Annotated in this window: 18 protein-coding genes and 2 pseudogenes; 10 read left to right on the top strand and 10 right to left on the bottom strand. The window is 72.0% G+C overall.

Annotated features, from left to right (window positions below; all coding sequences use genetic code 11):
• Positions 1 to 606, top strand: coding sequence for a GTP-binding protein (locus IGS69_RS03700; protein ID WP_190896939.1), 606 nt, complete (start codon positions 1 to 3; stop codon positions 604 to 606).
• 45 nt (positions 607 to 651) lie between these two features.
• Here IGS69_RS03700 and IGS69_RS03695 read toward each other — a convergent pair whose 3' ends face one another.
• Positions 652 to 1,080: a PPOX class F420-dependent oxidoreductase gene (locus IGS69_RS03695; RefSeq protein WP_190896937.1), complete on the bottom strand. Its 429-nt coding sequence runs from the start codon at positions 1,078 to 1,080 to the stop codon at positions 652 to 654.
• 104 nt (positions 1,081 to 1,184) lie between these two features.
• Here IGS69_RS03695 and IGS69_RS03690 point away from each other — a divergent pair, with 104 nt between their 5' ends.
• Both IGS69_RS03690 and IGS69_RS03685 read left to right on the top strand, forming a co-directional pair.
• Positions 1,185 to 1,598: a roadblock/LC7 domain-containing protein gene (locus tag IGS69_RS03690; RefSeq protein ID WP_190896935.1), complete on the top strand. Its 414-nt coding sequence runs from the start codon at positions 1,185 to 1,187 to the stop codon at positions 1,596 to 1,598.
• Positions 1,599 to 1,742: 144 nt separating this feature from the next.
• The gene (locus tag IGS69_RS03685; protein WP_232543428.1) at positions 1,743 to 2,753 is read left to right on the top strand and encodes a DUF6397 family protein; all 1,011 of its coding nucleotides are present in this window, start codon (positions 1,743 to 1,745) and stop codon (positions 2,751 to 2,753) included.
• A 227-nt stretch (positions 2,754 to 2,980) separates the two neighbouring features.
• Here IGS69_RS03685 and IGS69_RS03680 read toward each other — a convergent pair whose 3' ends face one another.
• The 3 genes from IGS69_RS03680 to IGS69_RS03670 all read right to left on the bottom strand — a co-directional run bounded on the left by IGS69_RS03680 (position 2,981) and on the right by IGS69_RS03670 (position 7,427).
• Positions 2,981 to 3,934, bottom strand: a complete 954-nt coding sequence (locus IGS69_RS03680; protein ID WP_232543427.1) for a DMT family transporter — start codon at positions 3,932 to 3,934, stop codon at positions 2,981 to 2,983.
• Between the two features lie 69 nt (positions 3,935 to 4,003).
• A complete protein-coding gene (locus IGS69_RS03675) occupies positions 4,004 to 4,876 on the bottom strand; it encodes an acyl-CoA thioesterase (protein ID WP_190896933.1) in 873 nt (290 codons plus the stop codon).
• Between the two features lie 37 nt (positions 4,877 to 4,913).
• Complete coding sequence (locus tag IGS69_RS03670; RefSeq protein WP_190896931.1) at positions 4,914 to 7,427, bottom strand: DEAD/DEAH box helicase; 2,514 nt, start codon at positions 7,425 to 7,427, stop codon at positions 4,914 to 4,916.
• Positions 7,428 to 7,571: 144 nt separating this feature from the next.
• On the opposite strand from IGS69_RS03670, the gene IGS69_RS03665 reads away from it, so the two are divergent.
• Complete coding sequence (locus tag IGS69_RS03665; protein ID WP_190896929.1) at positions 7,572 to 8,366, top strand: metal-dependent hydrolase; 795 nt, start codon at positions 7,572 to 7,574, stop codon at positions 8,364 to 8,366.
• 19 nt (positions 8,367 to 8,385) lie between these two features.
• Here IGS69_RS03665 and IGS69_RS03660 read toward each other — a convergent pair whose 3' ends face one another.
• The 4 genes from IGS69_RS03660 to IGS69_RS03645 form a co-directional block, all read right to left on the bottom strand.
• Positions 8,386 to 8,631, bottom strand: a complete 246-nt coding sequence (locus IGS69_RS03660) for a type B 50S ribosomal protein L31 (protein WP_010040933.1) — start codon at positions 8,629 to 8,631, stop codon at positions 8,386 to 8,388.
• A 35-nt stretch (positions 8,632 to 8,666) separates the two neighbouring features.
• Entirely contained in the window at positions 8,667 to 9,137 is a 471-nt protein-coding gene (locus IGS69_RS03655) for a DUF5709 domain-containing protein (RefSeq protein ID WP_190896927.1), read from the bottom strand.
• Positions 9,138 to 9,347: 210 nt separating this feature from the next.
• On the bottom strand, positions 9,348 to 11,129 hold the full coding sequence (locus tag IGS69_RS03650) for an ABC transporter ATP-binding protein (protein WP_190896925.1): 1,782 nt from the start codon (positions 11,127 to 11,129) through the stop codon (positions 9,348 to 9,350).
• The gene (locus IGS69_RS03645) at positions 11,126 to 12,931 is read right to left on the bottom strand and encodes an ABC transporter ATP-binding protein (RefSeq protein ID WP_190896923.1); all 1,806 of its coding nucleotides are present in this window, start codon (positions 12,929 to 12,931) and stop codon (positions 11,126 to 11,128) included. The genes IGS69_RS03650 and IGS69_RS03645 overlap by 4 nt, the downstream gene beginning before the upstream one ends.
• Positions 12,932 to 13,119: 188 nt before the next feature.
• Between IGS69_RS03645 and IGS69_RS03640 the strand changes: the two genes are divergently transcribed.
• Together IGS69_RS03640 and IGS69_RS34945 are read left to right on the top strand one after the other, a co-directional pair.
• The gene (locus IGS69_RS03640) at positions 13,120 to 13,851 is read left to right on the top strand and encodes a L,D-transpeptidase family protein (RefSeq protein ID WP_190896921.1); all 732 of its coding nucleotides are present in this window, start codon (positions 13,120 to 13,122) and stop codon (positions 13,849 to 13,851) included.
• Between the two features lie 43 nt (positions 13,852 to 13,894).
• Positions 13,895 to 14,059 (top strand): annotated as a pseudogene (locus IGS69_RS34945) (C4-dicarboxylate transporter DctA); the annotation flags it as partial.
• Positions 14,060 to 14,237: 178 nt separating this feature from the next.
• On the opposite strand, the gene IGS69_RS03635 reads toward IGS69_RS34945, so the two are convergent.
• Complete coding sequence (locus IGS69_RS03635) at positions 14,238 to 14,687, bottom strand: MarR family winged helix-turn-helix transcriptional regulator (protein ID WP_190896919.1); 450 nt, start codon at positions 14,685 to 14,687, stop codon at positions 14,238 to 14,240.
• Between the two features lie 86 nt (positions 14,688 to 14,773).
• On the opposite strand from IGS69_RS03635, the gene IGS69_RS03630 reads away from it, so the two are divergent.
• Entirely contained in the window at positions 14,774 to 16,576 is a 1,803-nt protein-coding gene (locus IGS69_RS03630; protein WP_190896917.1) for an ABC transporter ATP-binding protein, read from the top strand.
• A gap of 43 nt (positions 16,577 to 16,619) precedes the next feature.
• A complete protein-coding gene (mltG, locus tag IGS69_RS03625) occupies positions 16,620 to 17,471 on the top strand; it encodes an endolytic transglycosylase MltG (protein ID WP_190896915.1) in 852 nt (283 codons plus the stop codon).
• A gap of 33 nt (positions 17,472 to 17,504) precedes the next feature.
• On the opposite strand, the gene IGS69_RS03620 is transcribed toward mltG, so the two are convergent.
• The gene (locus IGS69_RS03620; RefSeq protein WP_190896913.1) at positions 17,505 to 18,581 is read right to left on the bottom strand and encodes an NAD(P)-binding domain-containing protein; all 1,077 of its coding nucleotides are present in this window, start codon (positions 18,579 to 18,581) and stop codon (positions 17,505 to 17,507) included.
• 188 nt (positions 18,582 to 18,769) lie between these two features.
• Here IGS69_RS03620 and IGS69_RS03615 point away from each other — a divergent pair, with 188 nt between their 5' ends.
• Complete coding sequence (locus IGS69_RS03615; RefSeq protein WP_190896911.1) at positions 18,770 to 19,192, top strand: secondary thiamine-phosphate synthase enzyme YjbQ; 423 nt, start codon at positions 18,770 to 18,772, stop codon at positions 19,190 to 19,192.
• Positions 19,193 to 19,251: 59 nt separating this feature from the next.
• A pseudogene (locus tag IGS69_RS34510) lies at positions 19,252 to 19,546 on the top strand (oxidoreductase); the annotation flags it as partial.
• Positions 19,547 to 19,607: the final 61 nt, after the last annotated feature.

Raw genomic sequence — 19,607 nt, 5'->3', positions numbered from 1 at the left:
ATGGTCTCCGAGCACTCCGACGCCCCGGACGGCGACACCGCCGCACTGGCGCTGAAGATCCTGGTCGCCGGCGGATTCGGCGTGGGCAAGACCACGCTGGTGGGCGCCGTCAGCGAGATCCGGCCGCTGCGCACCGAGGAACTCCTCAGTGAAGCGGGCCAGTCGGTGGACGACATCGAAGGCGTGGACCACAAGACCACCACGACCGTCGCCATGGACTTCGGACGCATCACCATCCGCTCCGGCCTCTCCCTGTACCTGTTCGGAACGCCGGGCCAGGACCGATTCTGGTTCCTGTGGGACGAGTTGTCGCAGGGAGCACTCGGCGCGGTCGTCCTCGCGGACACCCGTCGCCTCGAGGACTGCTTCCCCGCGGTCGACTACTTCGAGCACCGGCGGATCCCCTTCGTCGTGGCCGTCAACTGCTTCGCGGGCGCCCGGCGGCACGGCGCCCCGGACGTCTCCCGCGCCCTCGACCTCGACACGGGCACGCCCGTGGTGCTGTGCGACGCGCGCGACCGCGACTCGGGAAAGGAGGTGCTGATCCGGCTCGTCGAGTACGCCGGGCGGATGCACACCGCCCGGCTGCTCGACTCGGTCGGCTGACTCCGGAGGTAGGCCTCTTCGGAGTCCGACAAGGCCTTCCCGCGGTCAGCCCGCGATGCCGCGCTCCGCCAGCACCCTGTCGAGCGTGACACGGACGAGGAGTTCGCCGGGGACGCCGTTGCGCGCGCCGAACTCCTCGGCGCGCTCCTCGCCCATGTAGCGGGCGGCGATCCGGCCGGCCCAGTGCCGTACCTCGTCCAGGTCCTCCGAGACACGGGCGCGGCCCTGCAGCACCACGAAGGAGAACGGCGGGCGGTCGTCGTCCACGCACAGGGCGACCCGGCCGTCCCGGACGATGTTGCGCCCCTTCACGGTCTCCTTGCCGGTGTTGAACACCACCTCGTCCCCGTCCAGCAGGAACCAGATCGGAGCCACGTGCGGGCTGCCGTCGGCCCGGACGGTGGAGAGCTTTGCGGTGCGGGTGCCGTCGGAGACGAACTCCCGCCATTGCGCATCGGTCATCTTCTCTGCCATGGCTCCCATCCTCCTTGCCCCTGCCCCGGTCGTGGGGAAGGCTGAGATGGAGATCCTCCGGCCAGGAGGGTCATCGCACGGGGAGAACACGGGGAGAACGGAAGATGGTGCAGAACCAGGGACTCGACTGGCTGCTGGACGACCTGACCGAGCGCGTCCGCGAAGTGCGTCACGCACTGGTCCTGTCCAACGACGGCCTGGTGACCGGCGCGAGCACGGGACTGCGCCGCGAGGACGCGGAGCACCTCGCGGCCGTGTCATCCGGGTTGCACAGCCTGGCCAAGGGCTCCGGACGGCATTTCGGCGCGGGCAGCGTACGCCAGACGATGATCGAGTTCGACGACGCGGTGCTCTTCGTCACCGCGGCCGGAACGGGCAGCTGTCTGTGCGTCCTCAGCGGCGCGGAGGCGGACATAGGCCAGATCGCCTACGAGATGACGCTGCTGGTCAACCGGGTCGGGGAGCACCTCGACGTGGATGCGCGCCAGCCCGAACCAAAACCGATCACAGATCTCTGACCTGCACGTTCGTCACCCTCCGTGGAGTTATCCACAGGCTCGCCACGAGATCCGCCGATGCGGCTACGGTTTTTGCACGGCGACCGCACACGGCGTGAGCCGCCGACTCCACGGGGGAGACCGACCATGTCACGCACCGGCACGATGTCCGACCGCCTTACCTGCGCCCCGAGCCGGGCCGCCCGCGAACTGGGCCTCAAGCGCGGCGAGTTCGATCTCGCGGTGAACCTGGGGCTCATCCGGGCCATGCCCGACGAAGGAGGCGGGGGCCCGCGCGTGGCCCTGGCCGAGATCGACCGCCTGCGCTCCGGGGACGGCTTCCCGGACGCCCTGCGCGGACGCGTCGCGACCGTCGGCACCACAGCGGGCGCCGAGCTCATGGACGTGGCGCCCACCAGGTTCACCAGCCTCGCGCGCTACGGCCTGCTGATCCCGGTCAGGTTCTACCTGAACCGCTATCGGACGGTCGTCTGGTTGTATCTGGCCGAGGAGCTACGGCAGTTCGCGGCCGAGGGAAGCCACACCCGGCTGCTGACCGCCCGCCGCACGCCCGCGGAGATCCGGGAGGGATTGAAGGCCGGGATGGACCGGCGGCCCCGCAACTGGCGGGGGCGGCACGTCGGATTTCTGACACGCCAGGCAGGAGACGACCCCTGGGCGCGAGCGGCGGCGGTCGCCTGCCTCTTGGACCCGGCCGACGTGGCGGACGTCGTGCGAGATCCCCACGAGCGCGCCCGCCTGGCCCGCTGCCACCCCCGGCTCCCGGCCCACGGCGCCCCCGGTTCCCCCACCGCCGAGCTGGCCGGGACGCTGATGACGGCGAGCGAGCCGGACGAAGTGGCCTGGTTCCGCGCGGACTTGGCACACACGATGGAAACGGCCCGCCGGCACCACCCCGCGGCGGACACGCCGTCCCCGGCAGTAACCGCAGCAGTGGCAGCTCCGACAGCACTGGCACCACCGGATCCGCTTGCACCACCTCCGGCGCCACCGGCCGGACCAGATCCGCTCGCACCACCCCCGGCTCCGGCGGTGGAGCGGCGGCCCGCACCATCAACCGCCCCCGCCCCCGCCCCCGCCCCCGCGCCTGCCTCCACCCCCACCCACGGCCTGCTGAGCCGACTCCGCCGCAGGCGCCGGCGGTCGGCCGGATGACCCCGCGGCACTGCATCTCGCGGATGGGCGGGCGGGGCACGGTGTGGTGCCCCGCCGTGCCAGCCGGACGGGTGACCTGGGCGCAGCAGGACACGGCAGAGCAGGACACGGCAGAGCAAGCACGGCGGGGCAGCAAAGGGGAGGGCACGGCAGGGCTGGTCGGCCGGCCGGGTCGGCCGCGAGTGGCCGGCGCGGTGGTGGTGGGCCGGAGGTGCCCCGGCGCCCGCTCAGGGTGCCGCCGCGCTCTCGCGCTCCTCGTCGGGCGCCACCAGCGACTGCGTGAACGGAATTCGCGCCAGCGCGAACACCCCCGCGGCGATCAGCGCGACGCCGAACAGCTGGGGCAGCAGCCACCACCCGGAGCGGATGGTCTCCTCGTACAGGGTGATGCCCAGCGCCAGGCTCACCAGGGCGTCGCCCAGGGTGAGGGCGGGCTGCGAGGCGACCAGCGGACCGGCCTGCATGGCGTTCTCCAGCAGGAACAGCGCGCACACCCCCGTGGCGGCGAAGGCGTAAGTCTGCCAGGCGGTGAGGAAGCCCACGAGGCCCTGCTCGTCGAGGATGTGCGTGGCGGCCTTCATCAGCGCGGCCGTCACCGCGTAGCTGATGGCCGTCGCGGCGCCCAGACAGGCCGCCCGGGCCCGGCCCTGCGGGCGCCGGAGGGCCGCGACGGCGAGGGCGACGACCGCCCCCGCGCACACGGCGAGCGCGGGAATCCAGCGCTCCAGCGCCACATGGGTGCGGTTGCCGGCGGGGGAGGCGGCGGCGAGCGCGATCGCGAGACCGGCCACCACCACCGTCACCGCCAGCCAGCCGGTGCCCGGCAGATGCCGGTGCATCAGCAGCGACGCGACGATGAGGGTGAGCGGCAGCTCCAGCACGAACAGCGGCTGCACGATCGTGAGCGGGCCGGTGACCAGCGCCAGCGCCTGGCAGACGGCGGCGCCGATCACCGCGAGGATCCCGGCCAGCCACACCGGCCGGCGCAGCAGATCGGCGATCAGCCCGGCCCGCAACCCTTGGGAGGCGGGCACGGTGAGCGCCGCCTTGCGTTGCAGCACGGTCGCGACCGCGTTGCTGAAGGCGGCGCAGATCGCGAACACGACGGGGAGCACGGTGTGCAGCGTTGCCACCTCCCGGATCGGCGGGCGTGTGACGTCGGCGGTGTCTGCTCCTGCCATGGTCGCCGGAACCGGTCGGGGGCGCGATCGGAACCCCGGCGTGCGAGAGCCGATCGCCGAAGGGCCGGGTCAGCCCAGCTTCCGGAAGAGCCCCTCCTGCACCACCGACACGACCAGCCGGCCCTCACGGTCGTAGATCCGGCCGCGGGCCAGACCGCGGCCCCCGACGGCGATCGGCGACTCCTGGTCGTAGAGCAGCCAGTCGTCCGCGCGGAAGGGGCGGTGGAACCACATCGCGTGGTCCAGCGACGCCAGATCGAAGCCGCGCGGGCCCCACAGCGGCTCGACCGGGATGCGGACGGCGTCCAGGAGGGTCATGTCGCTGGCGTAGGTGAGGGCGCAGGTGTGCACGAGCGGGTCGTCGCCGAGCGGTCCGACGGCGCGCATCCACACGGCGCTGCGCGGCTCGGCGCCCTCGACCTCCTCGGCGGTCCAGCGCAGCCGGTCCACGTAGCGGATGTCGAAGGGCTGGCGCCGGGCCATCCGCTCCAGCTGCTCGGGCAGCGCGCCCAGGTGCTCCCGGATCTCGTCCGTGACGGTGGGCAGGGACTCGGGGTCCGGGACCCTGCGGGCCGGCGGCAGCTGGTGCTCGAAGCTGCCCTCCTCCGGCTTGTGGAAGGAGGCGGTGAGGTTGAAGATCGTGCGGCCCTGCTGCACGGCCGTCACCCGGCGGGTGGTGAACGACCGCCCGTCGCGCACATGCTCGACCTGGTAGACGATCGGCACGCCCGGCCGGCCCGGGCGCAGGAAGTACGCGTGCAGCGAGTGCACCGGGCGGTCGCCCTCCGTGGTACGGCCGGCGGCGACCAGCGCCTGCCCCGCCACCTGCCCGCCGAAGACCCGCTGCAGGGACTCCTGCGGGCTGCGGCCGCGGAAGATGTTGACCTCGATCTGCTCCAGGTCGAGCAGATCGACGAGCCTCTCGGCCGGGTTCGTCGTCATGAGTGGGATTCTCCTGTGCTCGCTGCTGCCCGGCCCGTCACAGCTGGCCGACGTCGGTCACGCGGACGACCGCGCGGCCCTCCGCGTCCGAGGCCGTGAGGTCGACCTCCGCGCTGATGCCCCAGTCGTGGTCACCGTTCGGGTCGTGGAAGATCTGCCGGACCCGCCACAGGGCGTTCTCCGGCTCCTCCTCGATGAGCAGCAGCTTGGGGCCGCGGGCGTCGGGTCCGGTGCCGAGATCCTCGTACTCGTCCCAGTACTTGTCCATCGCCTCGCCCCACGCGTCGGCGTCCCAGCCGGACTCCCCGTCCATCTCGCCCAGCTCACCGACCTGGTCGAGGGCGGCCAGTTCCACGCGGCGGAACATGGCGTTGCGGACCAGGACGCGGAAGGCGCGCGCGTTGGCGGTGACCGGTTTGACCTCGTCGGCCTTCTCCTGGGCCTCCTCGGCGGTCATCTCCGCCGGGTTGGCCAGCTGCTCCCACTCGTCCAGCAGGCTGGAGTCGACCTGGCGCACCATCTCGCCCAGCCAGGCGATCAGGTCCTGGAGGTCCTCGGACTTGAGGTCGTCGGGGACGGTGTGGTCGAGGGCCTTGTAGGCGCTGGCGAGGTAGCGCAGCACGATGCCCTCGGTGCGGGCCAGCTCGTAGTGGGACACCAACTCGGTGAAGGACAGCGCCCGTTCGTACATGTCGCGGATGACCGACTTGGGGGACAGCGGATGGTCGCCGACCCAGGGGTGGCTCTTACGGTACGTGTTGTACGCGTGGAAGAGCAGCTCTTCCAGGGGCTTGGGGTACGTGATGTCCTGGAGGCGCTCCATGCGCTCCTCGTACTCGACCCCGTCCGCCTTCATCTGGGCCACGGCCTCTCCGCGCGCCTTGTTCTGCTGGGCGGCGAGGATCTGCCGCGGGTCGTCCAGCGTCGACTCCACCACGGACACCATGTCGAGGGCGTACGACGGCGACTCGGGGTCGAGCAGTTCGAACGCGGCGAGCGCGAACGTGGACAGCGGCTGGTTGAGGGCGAAGTCCTGCTGGAGGTCGACCGTGAGACGGACGGTGCGCCCCTCGGCGTCCGGCTGGTCCAGCTTCTCGACGATGCCGCCGTCCAGCAGGGAACGGTAGATCGCGATGGCCCGGCGGATGTGCCGCAACTGCTGCTTGCGCGGCTCGTGGTTGTCCTCCAGCATGCGGCGCATCGCCTCGAAGGCGTTGCCGGGGCGGGCGATCACCGACAGCAGCATCGTGTGCGTCACCCGGAACCGGGACGTCAGCGGCTCCGGCTCGGAGCCGATGAGCTTCTCGAAGGTCTGCTCCGACCAGGCGACGAAGCCCTCCGGGGCCTTCTTGCGGACGACCTTGCGGCGCTTCTTCGGGTCGTCGCCGGCCTTGGCGAGGGCCTTCTCGTTCTCGACGACGTGCTCCGGCGCCTGCGCGACGACGAAGCCCTCCGTGTCGTAGCCGGCCCGCCCGGCCCGGCCGGCGATCTGGTGGAACTCCCGGGCCCGCAGGGTGCGGACACGCGTGCCGTCGTACTTGGTGAGGGCCGTGAACAGCACGGTGCGGATGGGGACGTTGACACCGACGCCGAGCGTGTCCGTGCCGCAGATGACCTTCAGCAGACCGGCCTGCGCGAGCTTCTCCACCAGGCGGCGGTACTTGGGCAGCATGCCGGCGTGGTGCACGCCGATGCCGTGCCGGACGTAACGGGAGAGGTTGCGGCCGAACTTGGTGGTGAAGCGGAAGTTGCCGATCAGATCGGCGATCTGCTCCTTCTCCTCCTTCGAGCACATGTTGATGCTCATCAGCGCCTGCGCCCGCTCCACGGCCTGCGCCTGTGTGAAGTGCACGATGTAGACGGGCGCCTGGCGCGCCGCCAGCAGGTCGGTGAGCGTCTCGGTGAGCGGGGTGTACCGGTACTCGTAGGACAGCGGCACCGGACGGGTCGCCGAGCGGACCACCGCGGTCGGGCGGCCCGTGCGGCGGGTGAGGTCCTTCTCGAAGAAGGAGACGTCGCCGAGCGTCGCCGACATCAGCACGAACTGCGCCTGCGGCAGCTCCAGGATCGGGATCTGCCAGGCCCAGCCGCGGTCGCCCTCGGCGTAGAAGTGGAACTCGTCCATCACGACCTGGCCGACGTCCGCGTGCCTGCCGTCGCGCAGCGCGATCGACGCGAGCACCTCGGCGGTGCAGCAGATGACGGGGGCATCGGCGTTGACGGACGCGTCGCCGGTGAGCATGCCGACGTTCTCGGTGCCGAAGATCTTGCACAGCTCGAAGAACTTCTCCGACACCAGCGCCTTGATCGGGGCGGTGTAGAAGGTGACCTCGTCCCGGGCCAGCGCGGCGAAGTGCGCACCCGCCGCGATCATGCTCTTGCCCGAGCCGGTGGGCGTCGACACGATCACGTTCGCGCCGGAGACCACCTCGATCAGCGCCTCCTCCTGGTGGGGGTAGAGCGTGAGACCCCGCTCGCCGGCCCACGACTCGAAGGCTTCGTACAAGGCATCGGGGTCGGGGGTCCGCGGCAGCTGATCGATGAGGGTCACGCCCCCATCTTGCCTGGCCCCATGCCCGATGCGGGAATCGGCTGCGGGCCCGAAGATCACGAACGCTACGCTGGGGCGCCGACGGGACGTCAGCGCGCCCGGTCAACTGGACAGCGGCACACGAGAAACGGGGCGGGCAGCGTCATGATGGGACCAGCACACTCACTGTCGGGAGCCGCCGCCTGGCTGGGCGTCGGCGCGGCCGCCGCGGCGGCCGGGCACCCGATGCCCTGGCCGGTCCTCCTCGTCGGCGCCCTGATCTGCGCCGGAGCCGCGCTCGCCCCGGATCTCGACCACAAGGCAGCCACCATCTCGCGGTCCTTCGGACCACTGTCGCGCTGGCTGTGCGAGATCGTCGACAAGCTGTCGTACGCCGTCTACAAGGCCACCAAGAAGCAGGGCGACCCGCGCCGCTCCGGCGGGCACCGCACGCTGACGCACACCTGGCTGTGGGCGGTCCTGATCGGTGCGGGCACCTCGGTCGTGGCGATCACCGGTGACCGCTGGGGCGTGCTCGCGGTCCTCTTCGTCCACCTGGTCCTGGCCATCGAGGGCCTGCTGTGGCGAGCGGCGCGCGGCTCCAGCAGCGATGTCCTGGTGTGGCTGCTGGCCGCGACCACGGCGTGGATCCTCGCGGGGGTCCTGGACAAGCCGGGCAAGGGCGCGGACTGGCTGTTCGCGGCGCCGGGGCAGGAGTATCTGTGGCTGGGTCTGCCGGTGGTGCTGGGCGCGATCGTGCACGACATCGGGGACGCGCTGACCGTGTCCGGCTGCCCGATCCTGTGGCCCATCCCGGTCGGGCGCAAGCGCTGGTATCCGATCGGGCCGCCCAAGGTCATGCGGTTCCGGGCGGGCAGCTGGGTCGAGCTGAAGGTGCTGATGCCGGTGTTCATGCTGCTGGGCGGGGTGGGCTGCGCGGCGGCGCTCAACGTCATCTGAGCGCGGCCGGGGACGGGTCTCAGCCGCCGCCGTAGCGCCGCTCGAACGCGGCGACCCGGCCCTCGGAGTCCACCGTGCGGGCCTTGCCCGTGTAGAAGGGGTGGCTCTCGGAGGAGATCTCCACGTCCACGACCGGGTAGGTCTCGCCGTCGTCCCATTCGATGGTCTGGTCGCTGGTCGCGGTGGACCGGGTGAGGAACGCGTACCCGGCGGCGCGGTCGCGGAAGACGACGGGGTGGTAGTCGGGGTGCTTGTCCTGCTGCATGAAGGCTCCTCGAACGGCTCGGGCCGGTTGTGTGATCAGCCGGACAGGGTGTCCTCGTCGACGACGTGCACGGCGGCCTCCTCGGCCGACGCGGCGTCGCCGTCGATGCCCACGTCGATGGCGACCAGCGCCTCCTCCTCGTCCTCGTGGGCGCCCTCGTCGGGTGCCACGAGCCGGCCGGCGCGCGCGGCGCCGACCTCGTTGTCCAGAAGTTCCCCGTCGGTGCCCTCGGAGTCCCCGAGACCGTCACCGTCCGGGACGGCGGCGTCCGGCAGCTCTTCGGAGAGCCGCTGGTCCAGCGTCTCGCCCCGCTGCCGCTCGGCCGCCGTCACGCCGGTGTGCTCGACGGCCCAGGGCCGCTCGGGAGGGGACCAGCCCCGGTCCAGGGGATCGTCGACGCCGTCGTTCTCCAGGGTGTCCTCGGCGTCGAGCAGGCCCGTGTCCTCCCTCTGCTCGTCTTGGTCCGGCTGGTAGACGTCGTCTCCCCAGCCGTCGGAGCTGTTCACGGGTACCTCCAGGGGGTGGGGACGGGCCCGTATCCACGGGACCGCTCCGGGCCGCCGCCGCACGGAGCACAGACGCCGCCCGGGCCACTGCTTCCCGGGCGTTCCCCGAGCCGGTGCCTGATTCCAGCCTTCCACCCCGGCTCGGGACCGCGCAACGCCAAGGACACGGCCCGCCCCCTGGCGTGAGCGCCCTCCCGCGCCACGGGGTGCTCAGCCGTGCCACGACCTCCACAGCGCCGCATACGCCCCGTCCGCCGCGACCAGCTCCTCATGGCTGCCCAGCTCACTGATGCGGCCGCTCTCGACGACGGCGATGACGTCCGCGTCGTGGGCCGTGTGCAGCCGGTGGGCGATGGCGACGACCGTGCGGCCGTCCAGAACCCGGGCCAGCGAGCGTTCCAGGTTGCGGGCGGCGCGCGGGTCGAGCAGGGACGTCGCCTCGTCCAGGACCAGCGTGTGCGGGTCGGCCAGCACCAGGCGGGCCAGCGCGATCTGCTGGGCCTGGGCCGGGGTGAGCGCCAGACCGCCCGAGCCCACCCCGGTGTCCAGGCCCTCCTCCAGCGCACGGGCCCAGCCGTCCGCGTCGACCGCGCCCAGCGCCGCCCACAGCTCGGCGTCGACGGCACCGGTCCGCGCGAGCCGCAGGTTGTCGCGCAGGGAGCCCACGAAGACGTGGTGCTCCTGGTTGACCAGGGCCACATGGGAGCGGACGCGTTCGGCGGGCATCCGGGACAGCTCGGCGCTGCCCAGGGTGATCCGGCCGTCCCGGGGCGCGTAGATCCCGGCGAGCAGCCGGCCCAGCGTGGACTTGCCCGCGCCCGAGGGGCCGACCAGGGCCAGCCGGGTGCCGGGGGAGACCTCCAGCGACACCTTGCGCAGGACGTCCACGCCCTCCAGGTAGCCGAAGTGCACCCGGTCGGCGTGCACATGGCGCCCTTCGGGGGTCACCGACGGATCCCCGGCGTCCGGCTCGATGTCCCGGACTCCGACGAGCCGCGCCAGCGACACCTGCGCCACCTGGAGCTCGTCGTACCAGCGCAGGATCATGCCCACCGGGTCGACCAGCATCTGGGCGATCAGCGCGCCGGTCGTCAGCTGACCGACGTCGATCCACCCGTGCAGGGCGAACACACCGCCGATGATCAGCACCGAGGCGAGCACGGTCACATGGGTGATGTTGATGACCGGGAAGAGCACCGACCGCAGCCAGAGCGTGTACCGCTCCCAGGCCGTCCACTCCCGGATCCGCCGCTCGGACAGCGCGACGCGGCGCTCGCCCAGGCGGTGGGCCTCGACGGTGCGCCCGGCGTCCACCGTCTCGGCGAGCGCGGCGGCCACGGCGGCGTACCCGGCGGCCTCGGAACGGTAGGCCGAGGGCGCCCGCCGGAAGTACCAGCGGCAGCCGGCGATCAGCAGCGGCAGGGCGAGCAGCACGGCGAGCGCCAGCGGCGGCGCCGTGATCACCAGCCCGCCCATCAGCAGGAACACCCACACCACGCCGATCGACAGCTGCGGCACGGCCTCGCGCATGGCGTTGCCGAGGCGGTCGATGTCCGTGGTGATGCGCGACAGCAGGTCGCCGGTCCCGGCCCGCTCCAGCACCCCGGGCGGCAGCCCGACCGACCGGACGAGGAAGTCCTCGCGCAGGTCGGCCAGCATGCGCTCGCCCAGTATCGCGCCGCGCAGCCGTACCTGACGGACGAACACGGCCTGGACGGCCAGCGCGGCCACGAAGAGTCCGGCGGTGAGTTCCAGCCGCAGGTCCCGCGCCCCGTCGGACACCCGCTCCACCAGTCCGCCCAGCAGCCAGGGACCGGCCATCGAGGCGATCACGGCGGCCGTGTTGACGGCGACCAGCAGCAGGAACGCCCGCCGGTGCCGGCGCAGCAGTTCGGCCACGTAGGCGCGGACGGTCTCGGGGGCCCCGATCGGCAGGGTGTTCGCCGTCGTCGGGGCCGCCGGGTCGTAGGCCGGTGGCGCGACGCCGATCATGCCTTCTCCTCGATCTCTTCCAGTTCCTGCAGGACGTCGTGCAGGGCGACGGAACCGTTCAGCGCGGCCTCGTCGTCCGTCTCGCGGGTGACCACCGCCCGGTAGCGGGGCTCGGTCCGCACCAGTTCGCGGTGGGCGCCGACCGCCACGGCCTCGCCGTCGTGCAGGAACACGACCCGGTCGGCGCGGTCCAGCAGCAGCGGTGAGGAGGTGAACACCACGGTCGTGCGCCCGGCGCGCAACTCCCGCACGCCCTGCGCGATCCGTGCCTCGGTGTGCGAGTCGACGGCCGAGGTCGGCTCGTCCAGGACGAGCGCCTCCGGGTCGGTGATCAGCGAGCGGGCGAGCGCGAGCCGCTGGCGCTGACCGCCGGACAGGGACCGGCCGCGCTCGGTGATCCGGGCGTCCATGGGGTCGCCGGCGTCCAGTGAGCCCTGCACCAGTGCCGCCAGCACGTCGTCGCACTGCGCGGCCGCCAGCGCCGCTTCCGGCCGGACGACGCCCGACGCGGGTACGTCGAGCAGGTCGCGGAGCGTGCCGGACAACAGCACCGGGTCCTTGTCCTGGACGAGGACGGCCGTACGGGCGCTGTTCAACGGCAGTTCGTCGAGCGGCACTCCGCCCAGCAGCACCGAGGTGCCCTCCTGGGACGGGTGTCCGCCCAGCCGTTCCGCCAGCAGGCCCGCCGCGTCCGGGTCACCGCACACCACCGCCGTGAGCCGTCCGGCGGGCGCGAGCAGCCCGGTTTGCGGGTCGTACAGGTCGCCGGAGGGGACGTCGGCCGCGCGCGATCCGGCGGTGTCGGTGGCCCGTTGCAGCGACAGCACTCCCGCGGCCCGCTTGGCGGAGGGCCGGGAGAAGGAGTACGCCATGGCGATCTCCTCGAAGTGCCGCAGCGGGTAGGTGAGGACCATGACCGAGCTGTAGACGGTGACCAGTTCGCCGACGGTGATCCGGCCCTCGCGCGCCAGCCCGACGCCGTACCAGACGACCGCGATGAGCAGCAGTCCCGGCAGCAGGACCTGGATGGCGGAGATCAGGGACCACATCCGGGCGCTGCGCACGGCCGCGTGGCGGACCTCCTGGGAGACGCTGCGGTAGCGGTCGAGGAACAACTCCTCGCCGCCGATGCCGCGCAGCACACGCAGGCCGGCGACGGTGTCCGAGGCGAGTTCGGTGGCGCGCCCGGCCTTCTCGCGCTGGGTGTCGGCACGGCGGGTGGCGCGGGGCAGCAACGGCAGCACGGCGAGCGCCAGCGCGGGCAGCCCCACGGCGACGACCACGCCGAGTGCCGGCTGGTAGACGAGCAGGCCCACGCAGACCAGCACGATCGTGACCAGGGCCGCGGTGAAGCGGGACAGGGCCTCGACGAACCAGCCGATCTTCTCGACGTCACCGGTCGACACCGCCACCACCTCACCGGCCGCGACGCGCCGGGTCAGCGCCGAGCCCAGATGGGCGGCCTTGCGGGCGAGCAGTTGCTGGACGCGGGCGGCTGCCGTGATCCAGTTGGTGATCGCGGTGCGGTGCAGGAAGGTGTCGCCGACCGCGTTGCCGGCGCAGGCCAGCGCCAGCAGACCCCCCGCCAGGGCGAGTCCGGTGCCGGAGCGGTCGACGACGGCCTGCACGGCGACCCCGACACAGAAGGGCAGGGCGGCGACGGAGGCGAAGTGCAGCAGCCCCCAGGCCAGCGACTTGAGCTGACCGCCCAGCTGATTGCGGAAGAGCCACCACAGGAATCGGGGCCCCGAACGCGCGTCCGGCACGCCCGGGTCGGGGTACGGAAGGTCTTGAATCTGCATGACGTCCCAGTGGCTCGTGTCAGGGGTGTGGTCCGGCCGAAGGCAGCAAACCGTGACAGGTTCGCCCTGCCGCGTGGTGGCGGGCAACAGGTTTTCCGCCGACCGAACGGAACCGGCCGCCCGCCGTGCGCCGCCGACTCTCCAGGCCTCGGCCCGCCGTCGCCGGAACGCGGTGCGACCATGGAGCGATGCACAGTGGTGGCGTACGACGAGCCGTGGCCGCGACGGCGGTCCTCGTCTCGTTCCTGACGGCTCTGTCTGCCTGCGGCGGCGCGGACGGCAGTGGCGGGACACAAGCCGCGGACCGGGCGGCGGGCACCCACGCGGACACGGCCGACCCGACGCGCGTCCCCGGCGTCGGCGACCGGCTCCAGCGGCGGATCCCGTCCGGCTCCCGCCAGGTCGTCGCGGCCTACGGCGACGGGAAGGACTCCGCCGACTCCACGGTCGTCCTCTACACGAAGCACGGCTCGACCTGGCAGCGGGAGCGCGGCTGGGCCGGGCACAACGGCAAGAAGGGCTGGACCACAGACCACCACGAGGACGACGACCGCAGCCCCGTGGGCGTGTTCACCCTCAGCGACGCGGGCGGTGTACTGCCGGACCCGGGCTCCGGACTGCCGTACACCCGCTCCGCGGCCTTCGCCGCCCCGCGCTCGTGGGCCCCGTCGCACTGGCACGACTTCGACTACGTCATCGCCATCGACTACAACCGCGTCAAGGGCACCCCGCCGAACGACCGGAACCGCCCCGAGGGTCAGACGAAGGGTGGCGGGATCTGGCTGCACATGGACCACGGCAGCGGCACCTCCGCCTGTGTCAGCGTGCCCGAGCAGGCGATGAGGTACCTCCTGCGCACACTCGACCCGCGACAGCGTCCCGTGGTGGTGATGGGCGACAGGGCGGACCTGGCGGCCTAGTGCTCATTGCGCGGGTGGCCGACTCCGTGCAGGGGATGCTCACGAGATCGCCTCGACGGCCGCCCTGATCATCGGTCTCGTCACCGCCAACGTCGTCGGCCCGGGCAGGGGCATGAACGTCGACCCCTCCTCGCTCGACGCCGCAGCGGTCGAGGAGACGACGGGCGGCGGTCACCTCCCCACGACGACCGAGTTCGTCCTCAACGCGCGGGAAGGGCCCCGACGGCGAGCCCGGCGCCGAGGCCTTGGCGCCGGGTATTTTGTCCCAGCAGCCGAAGGAGCTGAAGGAGCCCGCTCCCGAGGCCGGTTGACCGGAACCCAGTGGGCCGCGGTCTCCGCATCGACAGGACGAGCGGAGGCCGCGGCCCACTGATGTGTTCCGTCCGTCAGCAGGGCCCCGCCGGCGTTCCGTCGATCAGGGTGTCGAGCAACCCCCCGAGCGCCTCCCGCTGATCCCCCGTCAGCGGCGCGAGGATCTCCTCCGCGGCCGATCTGCGCGCCGCCCGCAGCTCGCGCAGCGCACCGCGGCCGTCGTCCGTGAGCTCGATGCGGATGACCCGCCGGTTCGCCGGGTCCGGGACCCGCCGCACCTTGCCGCTCGCCTCGAGACCGTCGACCAGCGTCGTCACGGCTCGCGGTACCACTTCGAGCCGCTCGGCCAGGTCGGCCATGCGCGGCGGCGATCCCCAGTGCGCCAGCGTGCGCAGCAGCCGGGACTGGGCCGGGGTGATGCCGAGGTCACGGTGCTCCAGATGGCGTTTCTGGATGCGGTGCACCCGGCGGGTGAGCCGCAGCAACTGCTCGGCGAGCAGGCCGTCGGGGTCGGGCGTGGTCATATGGGAACAATATCAGGATGCAGTTCATTGTGAGTATAGGTAACAATGAGCTGTGATCCGATCCGCCGCATCCCTCGTAGGAGCCCATGCATCCCGACCGTGAAGCCCCGTGGATCCCGCCGGCCGACTCCAAGGAGCAGCCCCGGCAGGTCCGCCGCATCCTCGGCCTCTTCCGCCCCTACCGGGGCCGCCTCGCGGTCGTCGGCCTGCTGGTCGGCGCCGCGTCACTGGTCTCCGTCGCCACGCCCTTCCTGCTGAAGGAGATCCTCGACGTCGCGATCCCCGAGGGGCGCACGGGCCTGCTCAGCCTCCTCGCCCTGGGCATGATCCTCAGCGCCGTCCTCACCAGCGTCTTCGGAGTCCTCCAGACCCTGATCTCCACGACGGTCGGCCAGCGTGTCATGCACGACCTGCGCACCGCCGTCTACGGCCGGCTCCAGCGCATGTCCCTCGCCTTCTTCACGCGCACGCGCACGGGCGAGGTGCAGTCCCGCATCGCCAACGACATCGGCGGCATGCAGGCCACCGTCACCTCCACCGCGACCTCCCTGGTCTCCAACGTCACCAGCGTGGTCGCCACCATCGTCGCGATGATCGCCCTCGACTGGCGCCTGACGGTCGTCTCCCTGCTGTTGCTGCCGGTGTTCGTGTGGATCAGCCGCCGCGTCGGCAACGAACGACGCAAGATCACCACTCAGCGCCAGAAGCAGATGGCCGCCATGGCCGCCACCGTCACCGAGTCGCTCTCCGTCAGCGGCATCCTGCTGGGCCGCACGATGGGCCGCTCCGACTCGCTGACGAAGTCCTTCTCCGACGAGTCCGAGGAACTCGTCGACCTGGAGGTGCGGTCGAACATGGCGGGCCGGTGGCGCATGGCCGTCATCACGATCGTCATGGCCGCCCTGCCCGCCGTCATCTACTGGACCGCCGGCATGGCCCTGCAACTGGGCGGCCCGGAGGTCTCCATCGGCACGATCGTCGCCTTCGTCTCGCTCCAGCAGGGCCTGTTCCGCCCGGCCGTGAGCCTGCTGTCGACCGGTGTGCAGATCCAGACCTCCCTCGCCCTCTTCCAGCGCATCTTCGAATACCTCGACCTGCCGATCGACATCACCGAGCGTCCCGACCCCGTGCGACTCGACCGCATCAAGGGAGAGGTCCGCTTCGAGAACGTCTCCTTCGGCTACGACGGCAAGGGCGGCCCGGTCCTCGACGGCATCGACCTCACCGTCCCCGCGGGCAGCAGCCTCGCCCTCGTCGGCTCCACCGGCGCCGGCAAGTCCACGCTGGGCTATCTGGTGCCCCGTCTCTACGACGTCACCGGCGGCCGCGTCACCCTCGACGGGACCGACGTCCGCGACCTCGACTTCGACACCCTGGCGCGCGCGGTCGGCGTCGTCTCACAGGAGACGTACCTCTTCCACGCCTCGGTCGCCGAGAACCTGCGCTTCGCCAAGCCCGACGCCACCGACGAGGAACTGCACCAGGCGGCGAAGGCCGCCCAGATCCACGACCACATCGCGGCGCTGCCCGACGGTTACGACACCGTCGTAGGCGAGCGCGGCCACCGCTTCTCCGGCGGGGAGAAGCAGCGCCTGGCCATCGCCCGCACCATCCTGCGCGACCCGCCGGTGCTCATCCTCGACGAGGCCACCAGCGCACTGGACACCCGGACCGAGGCCGCCGTCCAGGACGCCATCGACGCCCTGTCGGCCAACCGCACCACCCTCACCATCGCCCACCGGCTGTCCACCGTGCGCGGCGCCGACCAGATCGTGGTCCTCGACTCGGGCCGCGCGGTCGAACGCGGCACGCACGAGGAGCTCCTGGAGGAGGGGGGCCGGTACGCGGCGCTGGTACGCCGGGACGCTCAACTGGAACCGACAAGCTGAAAATATGCCGGGTTTGTGACGATATGCGGGTTACCGTGCCCGCATGCAGAAGAACACTCCGCCACGGAGCACGATTCGACTGACGCGCAGGGGCCGCATCGTCCTCGTCGCGACCGGAGCCGTCGTGGTCGGTACCGCCGTGGCGGTGCCGCTGCTGACCCTGGGGACCGAGGAAGAGAGCCGGCCCACGACCCTGGCGGTCCCCGAGGGGTGGCGCGCGAGCCAGGTGTACACGGCCGTCGACAAGGCCCTCGCCCTGCCCGCCGGCAGCACGAAGAAGTCCCTGGACAAGGCCGCCCTGAAACTGCCGAACGACGCCGAGGGCAATCCGGAGGGCTACCTCTTCCCGGCCACCTATCCGCTCCAGGAGAAGGTCACGCCGGACAAGCTCCTCGCGTTGATGGTCGACACGGCGAACGACAAGTTCAACGGCGCGCCCATCGCCGCCGGGGCGCAGCGCAACGCCATGAACGTGTACCAGGCCGTCACCATCGCCAGCATCGTCCAGGCGGAGGCGGCCACCAGGGCCGACATGGGCAAGGTGGCCCGGGTGATCTTCAACCGCCTCGAGCGCGGCATGCCGCTGCAGATGGACTCCACCATCAACTACGCGCTCAACCGCTCCACCCTGCGTACGACGGAGAGCGACACCCGGATCGAGAGCCCCTACAACTCGTACCAGCGCATGGGCCTGCCGCCCACGCCCATCGCCAACCCCGGCGAGGAGGCGATGCACGCGGCCATCAACCCGACCCCGGGCAACTGGCTGTACTTCGTCACGGTCCGCCCGGGCGACACCCGTTTCACCGCGGACTACCAGGAACACCAGCGCAACGTCGCGGAGTTCAACGCGCAGGCGAAGAAGAAGGAGAGCGGGGCGAAGGCGGCGGGCTGAGGCCCTGATGGGCGCCGCCCGCCCCCGCGCGTTTCACGCCGCAGCCGGTTCCCGCTCCAGCAACCGCCGGATGTCCCGCACGGCCGCGCGGCCCGCGCGGTTGGCCCCGATGGTGCTGGCCGACGGTCCGTAGCCGACCAGATGGATGCGGGGGTCCGCGGCCGCGTGCGTGCCTTCCATGCGGATGCCGCCGCCCGGGGCGCGCAGCCGCAGCGGCGCGAGGTGGTCGATGGCGGCGCGGAAGCCGGTGGCCCAGAGGATGACGTCGGCGTCGATGTGCCGGCCGTCCTCCCAGTCCACCCCCGTGGGCGTGACGCGGTCGAACATCGGCTGCCGGTCGAGCACCCCGTCCTCGATGCCCTGCCGGATCGCGTCGTTGAGCGGCAGCCCGGTGACCGAGACGACGCTGCGGGGCGGCAGGCCCTGCCGTACCCGTTCCTCGACCAGTGCCACCGCCGCGCGGCCGGCGTCCTCGTCGAAGGGGCCCTCGCGGAAGACCGGCGGGCGCCGCGTGACCCAGGTGGTGGACGCCGCGTACGAGGCGATCTCCAGCAGATGCTGGGTGCCCGAGGCGCCGCCGCCCACGACCACGACACGCTGCCCGGTGAACTCCCCGGGCCCGGCGTACTGCGCGGTGTGCAACTGCCGCCCCCGGAAGGTCTCCTGGCCCGGGTAGCGCGGCCAGAACGGCCGGTCCCAGGTGCCGGTCGCGTTGATCAGAGCCCGGGTCGACCACACACCGTCCGAGGTCTCCACGAGCAGTCGCCCGCCGGAGCCCTCACGTACGGCCCGTACGTGCACCGGGCGCCTGACCCGCAGGTCGAAGGTCCGCTCGTAGCGGTCGAAGTAGGCGCGGATCACCTCGGCGGACGGCCGCTCCGGGTCCGCGTCCGTGAGCTCCATGCCCGGCAGGGCGTGCATTCCGTGCACCTTGCCGTACGTCAGCGAGGGCCAGCGGAACTGCCAGGCGCCCCCGGGGCCGGGGGAGTGGTCCAGCACGACGAAGTCGCGGTCCGGCTCGAAACCGGACCGCCGCAGGTGATAGGCGCCTGCCAGACCGGCCTGACCGGCGCCTATGACGACCACCTCGACCTCACTCGTGTTGTTCACACTTCTACTAACTGGGACGGGGTCGCGGATCTTCCCGACGCATCTCCTGACGGGCGGGGCCCCGGGCGGGCGCAGGTCACCGTCGAACCGGGTGGCGGCGAACCCGGCGAAGGCCCCCTTGCCTTCTCCATATCGCCACCCGGCCCGGCGCGGCCCGGGGAGCCCGGCGTGTGCGTCAGGATGGGGGCATGTCCGATGTCTTCACCACCCGAGTTATCGACGTCAGCACCGGTGCCGCCGAGAGGGTCCTCGACATCACCGGTGACTGCGAGTCGTTCCTGCACGAGGCGGCGGGCGGCCGCGACGGCCTCCTCAACGTCTTCGTCCCGCACGCCACGGCCGGCATCGCCGTTCTGGAGACCGGTGCCGGCAGCGATGACGACCTCCTGGCCGCGCTGCACACCCTGCTGCCCGCCGACGACCGTTGGCAGCACCGGCACGGCAGCCCCGGTCACGGTCGCGACCACGTCCTGCCCGCCCTCGTCCCGCCCCACGCGACCCTGCCGGTGCTGGCCGGCCGGCTGGAGCTCGGCACCTGGCAGTCGGTGTGCCTGGTGGACACCAACAGGGACAACCCGGAACGGAAGGTGCGCCTGAGTTTCCTGGGGTGAGCGCGGACCCTCCTGGGGTGAGCGCGGACCCTCCTGCGGTGAGGGCGGCCCGCTTCACCGGCACCTACCGCGACGCCCGCGGCACGATCGTCGAGGCCGACCTGCCCTTCTGGGCGACGGGCACGTCAGCGAACTCAAGATCACCCCCGCCGCCCTCCGCAGGGACCACGCTTGTACCGGTCGGCTCAACGCACCCCGCTGATCGTGCCGTTCGGCCCCGCCGACGGTCTGACCGTGCTGACCGTCGGCGGGCGGCGAGACCGCGGGCCTCGGCAGCCGCACCACCGCCATCGCCAAGGCGAAGAGCCTGAAGACGCCTACATGCGCCGTCAACTCGGCTACACCGCCGCCTGATTCGCGACCTGGCCGTACCCACCACCCACCCCCTCGCTACCCGCGGGTTCAGCCTGGGGTA

The sequence above is a fragment of the Streptomyces tuirus genome (genome assembly GCF_014701095.1).
Taxonomy (GTDB): domain Bacteria; phylum Actinomycetota; class Actinomycetes; order Streptomycetales; family Streptomycetaceae; genus Streptomyces; species Streptomyces tuirus.
This window is presented reverse-complemented; position numbering and strand designations above follow the sequence as displayed.

Bases quoted from the DNA above. Each gene is read 5' to 3' on its own strand.
- IGS69_RS03700 (WP_190896939.1), top strand. From the start codon at position 1: ATGGTCTCCGAGCACTCCGACGCCCCGGACGGCGACACCGCCGCACTG.
- IGS69_RS03695 (WP_190896937.1), bottom strand. From the start codon at position 1,080: ATGGCAGAGAAGATGACCGATGCGCAATGGCGGGAGTTCGTCTCCGAC.
- IGS69_RS03690 (WP_190896935.1), top strand. From the start codon at position 1,185: ATGGTGCAGAACCAGGGACTCGACTGGCTGCTGGACGACCTGACCGAG.
- IGS69_RS03685 (WP_232543428.1), top strand. From the start codon at position 1,743: ATGTCCGACCGCCTTACCTGCGCCCCGAGCCGGGCCGCCCGCGAACTG.
- IGS69_RS03680 (WP_232543427.1), bottom strand. From the start codon at position 3,934: ATGGCAGGAGCAGACACCGCCGACGTCACACGCCCGCCGATCCGGGAG.
- IGS69_RS03675 (WP_190896933.1), bottom strand. From the start codon at position 4,876: ATGACGACGAACCCGGCCGAGAGGCTCGTCGATCTGCTCGACCTGGAG.
- IGS69_RS03665 (WP_190896929.1), top strand. From the start codon at position 7,572: ATGATGGGACCAGCACACTCACTGTCGGGAGCCGCCGCCTGGCTGGGC.
- IGS69_RS03660 (WP_010040933.1), bottom strand. From the start codon at position 8,631: ATGCAGCAGGACAAGCACCCCGACTACCACCCCGTCGTCTTCCGCGAC.
- IGS69_RS03650 (WP_190896925.1), bottom strand. From the start codon at position 11,129: ATGATCGGCGTCGCGCCACCGGCCTACGACCCGGCGGCCCCGACGACG.
- IGS69_RS03645 (WP_190896923.1), bottom strand. From the start codon at position 12,931: ATGCAGATTCAAGACCTTCCGTACCCCGACCCGGGCGTGCCGGACGCG.
- IGS69_RS03640 (WP_190896921.1), top strand. From the start codon at position 13,120: ATGCACAGTGGTGGCGTACGACGAGCCGTGGCCGCGACGGCGGTCCTC.
- IGS69_RS03635 (WP_190896919.1), bottom strand. From the start codon at position 14,687: ATGACCACGCCCGACCCCGACGGCCTGCTCGCCGAGCAGTTGCTGCGG.
- IGS69_RS03630 (WP_190896917.1), top strand. From the start codon at position 14,774: ATGCATCCCGACCGTGAAGCCCCGTGGATCCCGCCGGCCGACTCCAAG.
- mltG (WP_190896915.1), top strand. From the start codon at position 16,620: ATGCAGAAGAACACTCCGCCACGGAGCACGATTCGACTGACGCGCAGG.
- IGS69_RS03615 (WP_190896911.1), top strand. From the start codon at position 18,770: ATGTCCGATGTCTTCACCACCCGAGTTATCGACGTCAGCACCGGTGCC.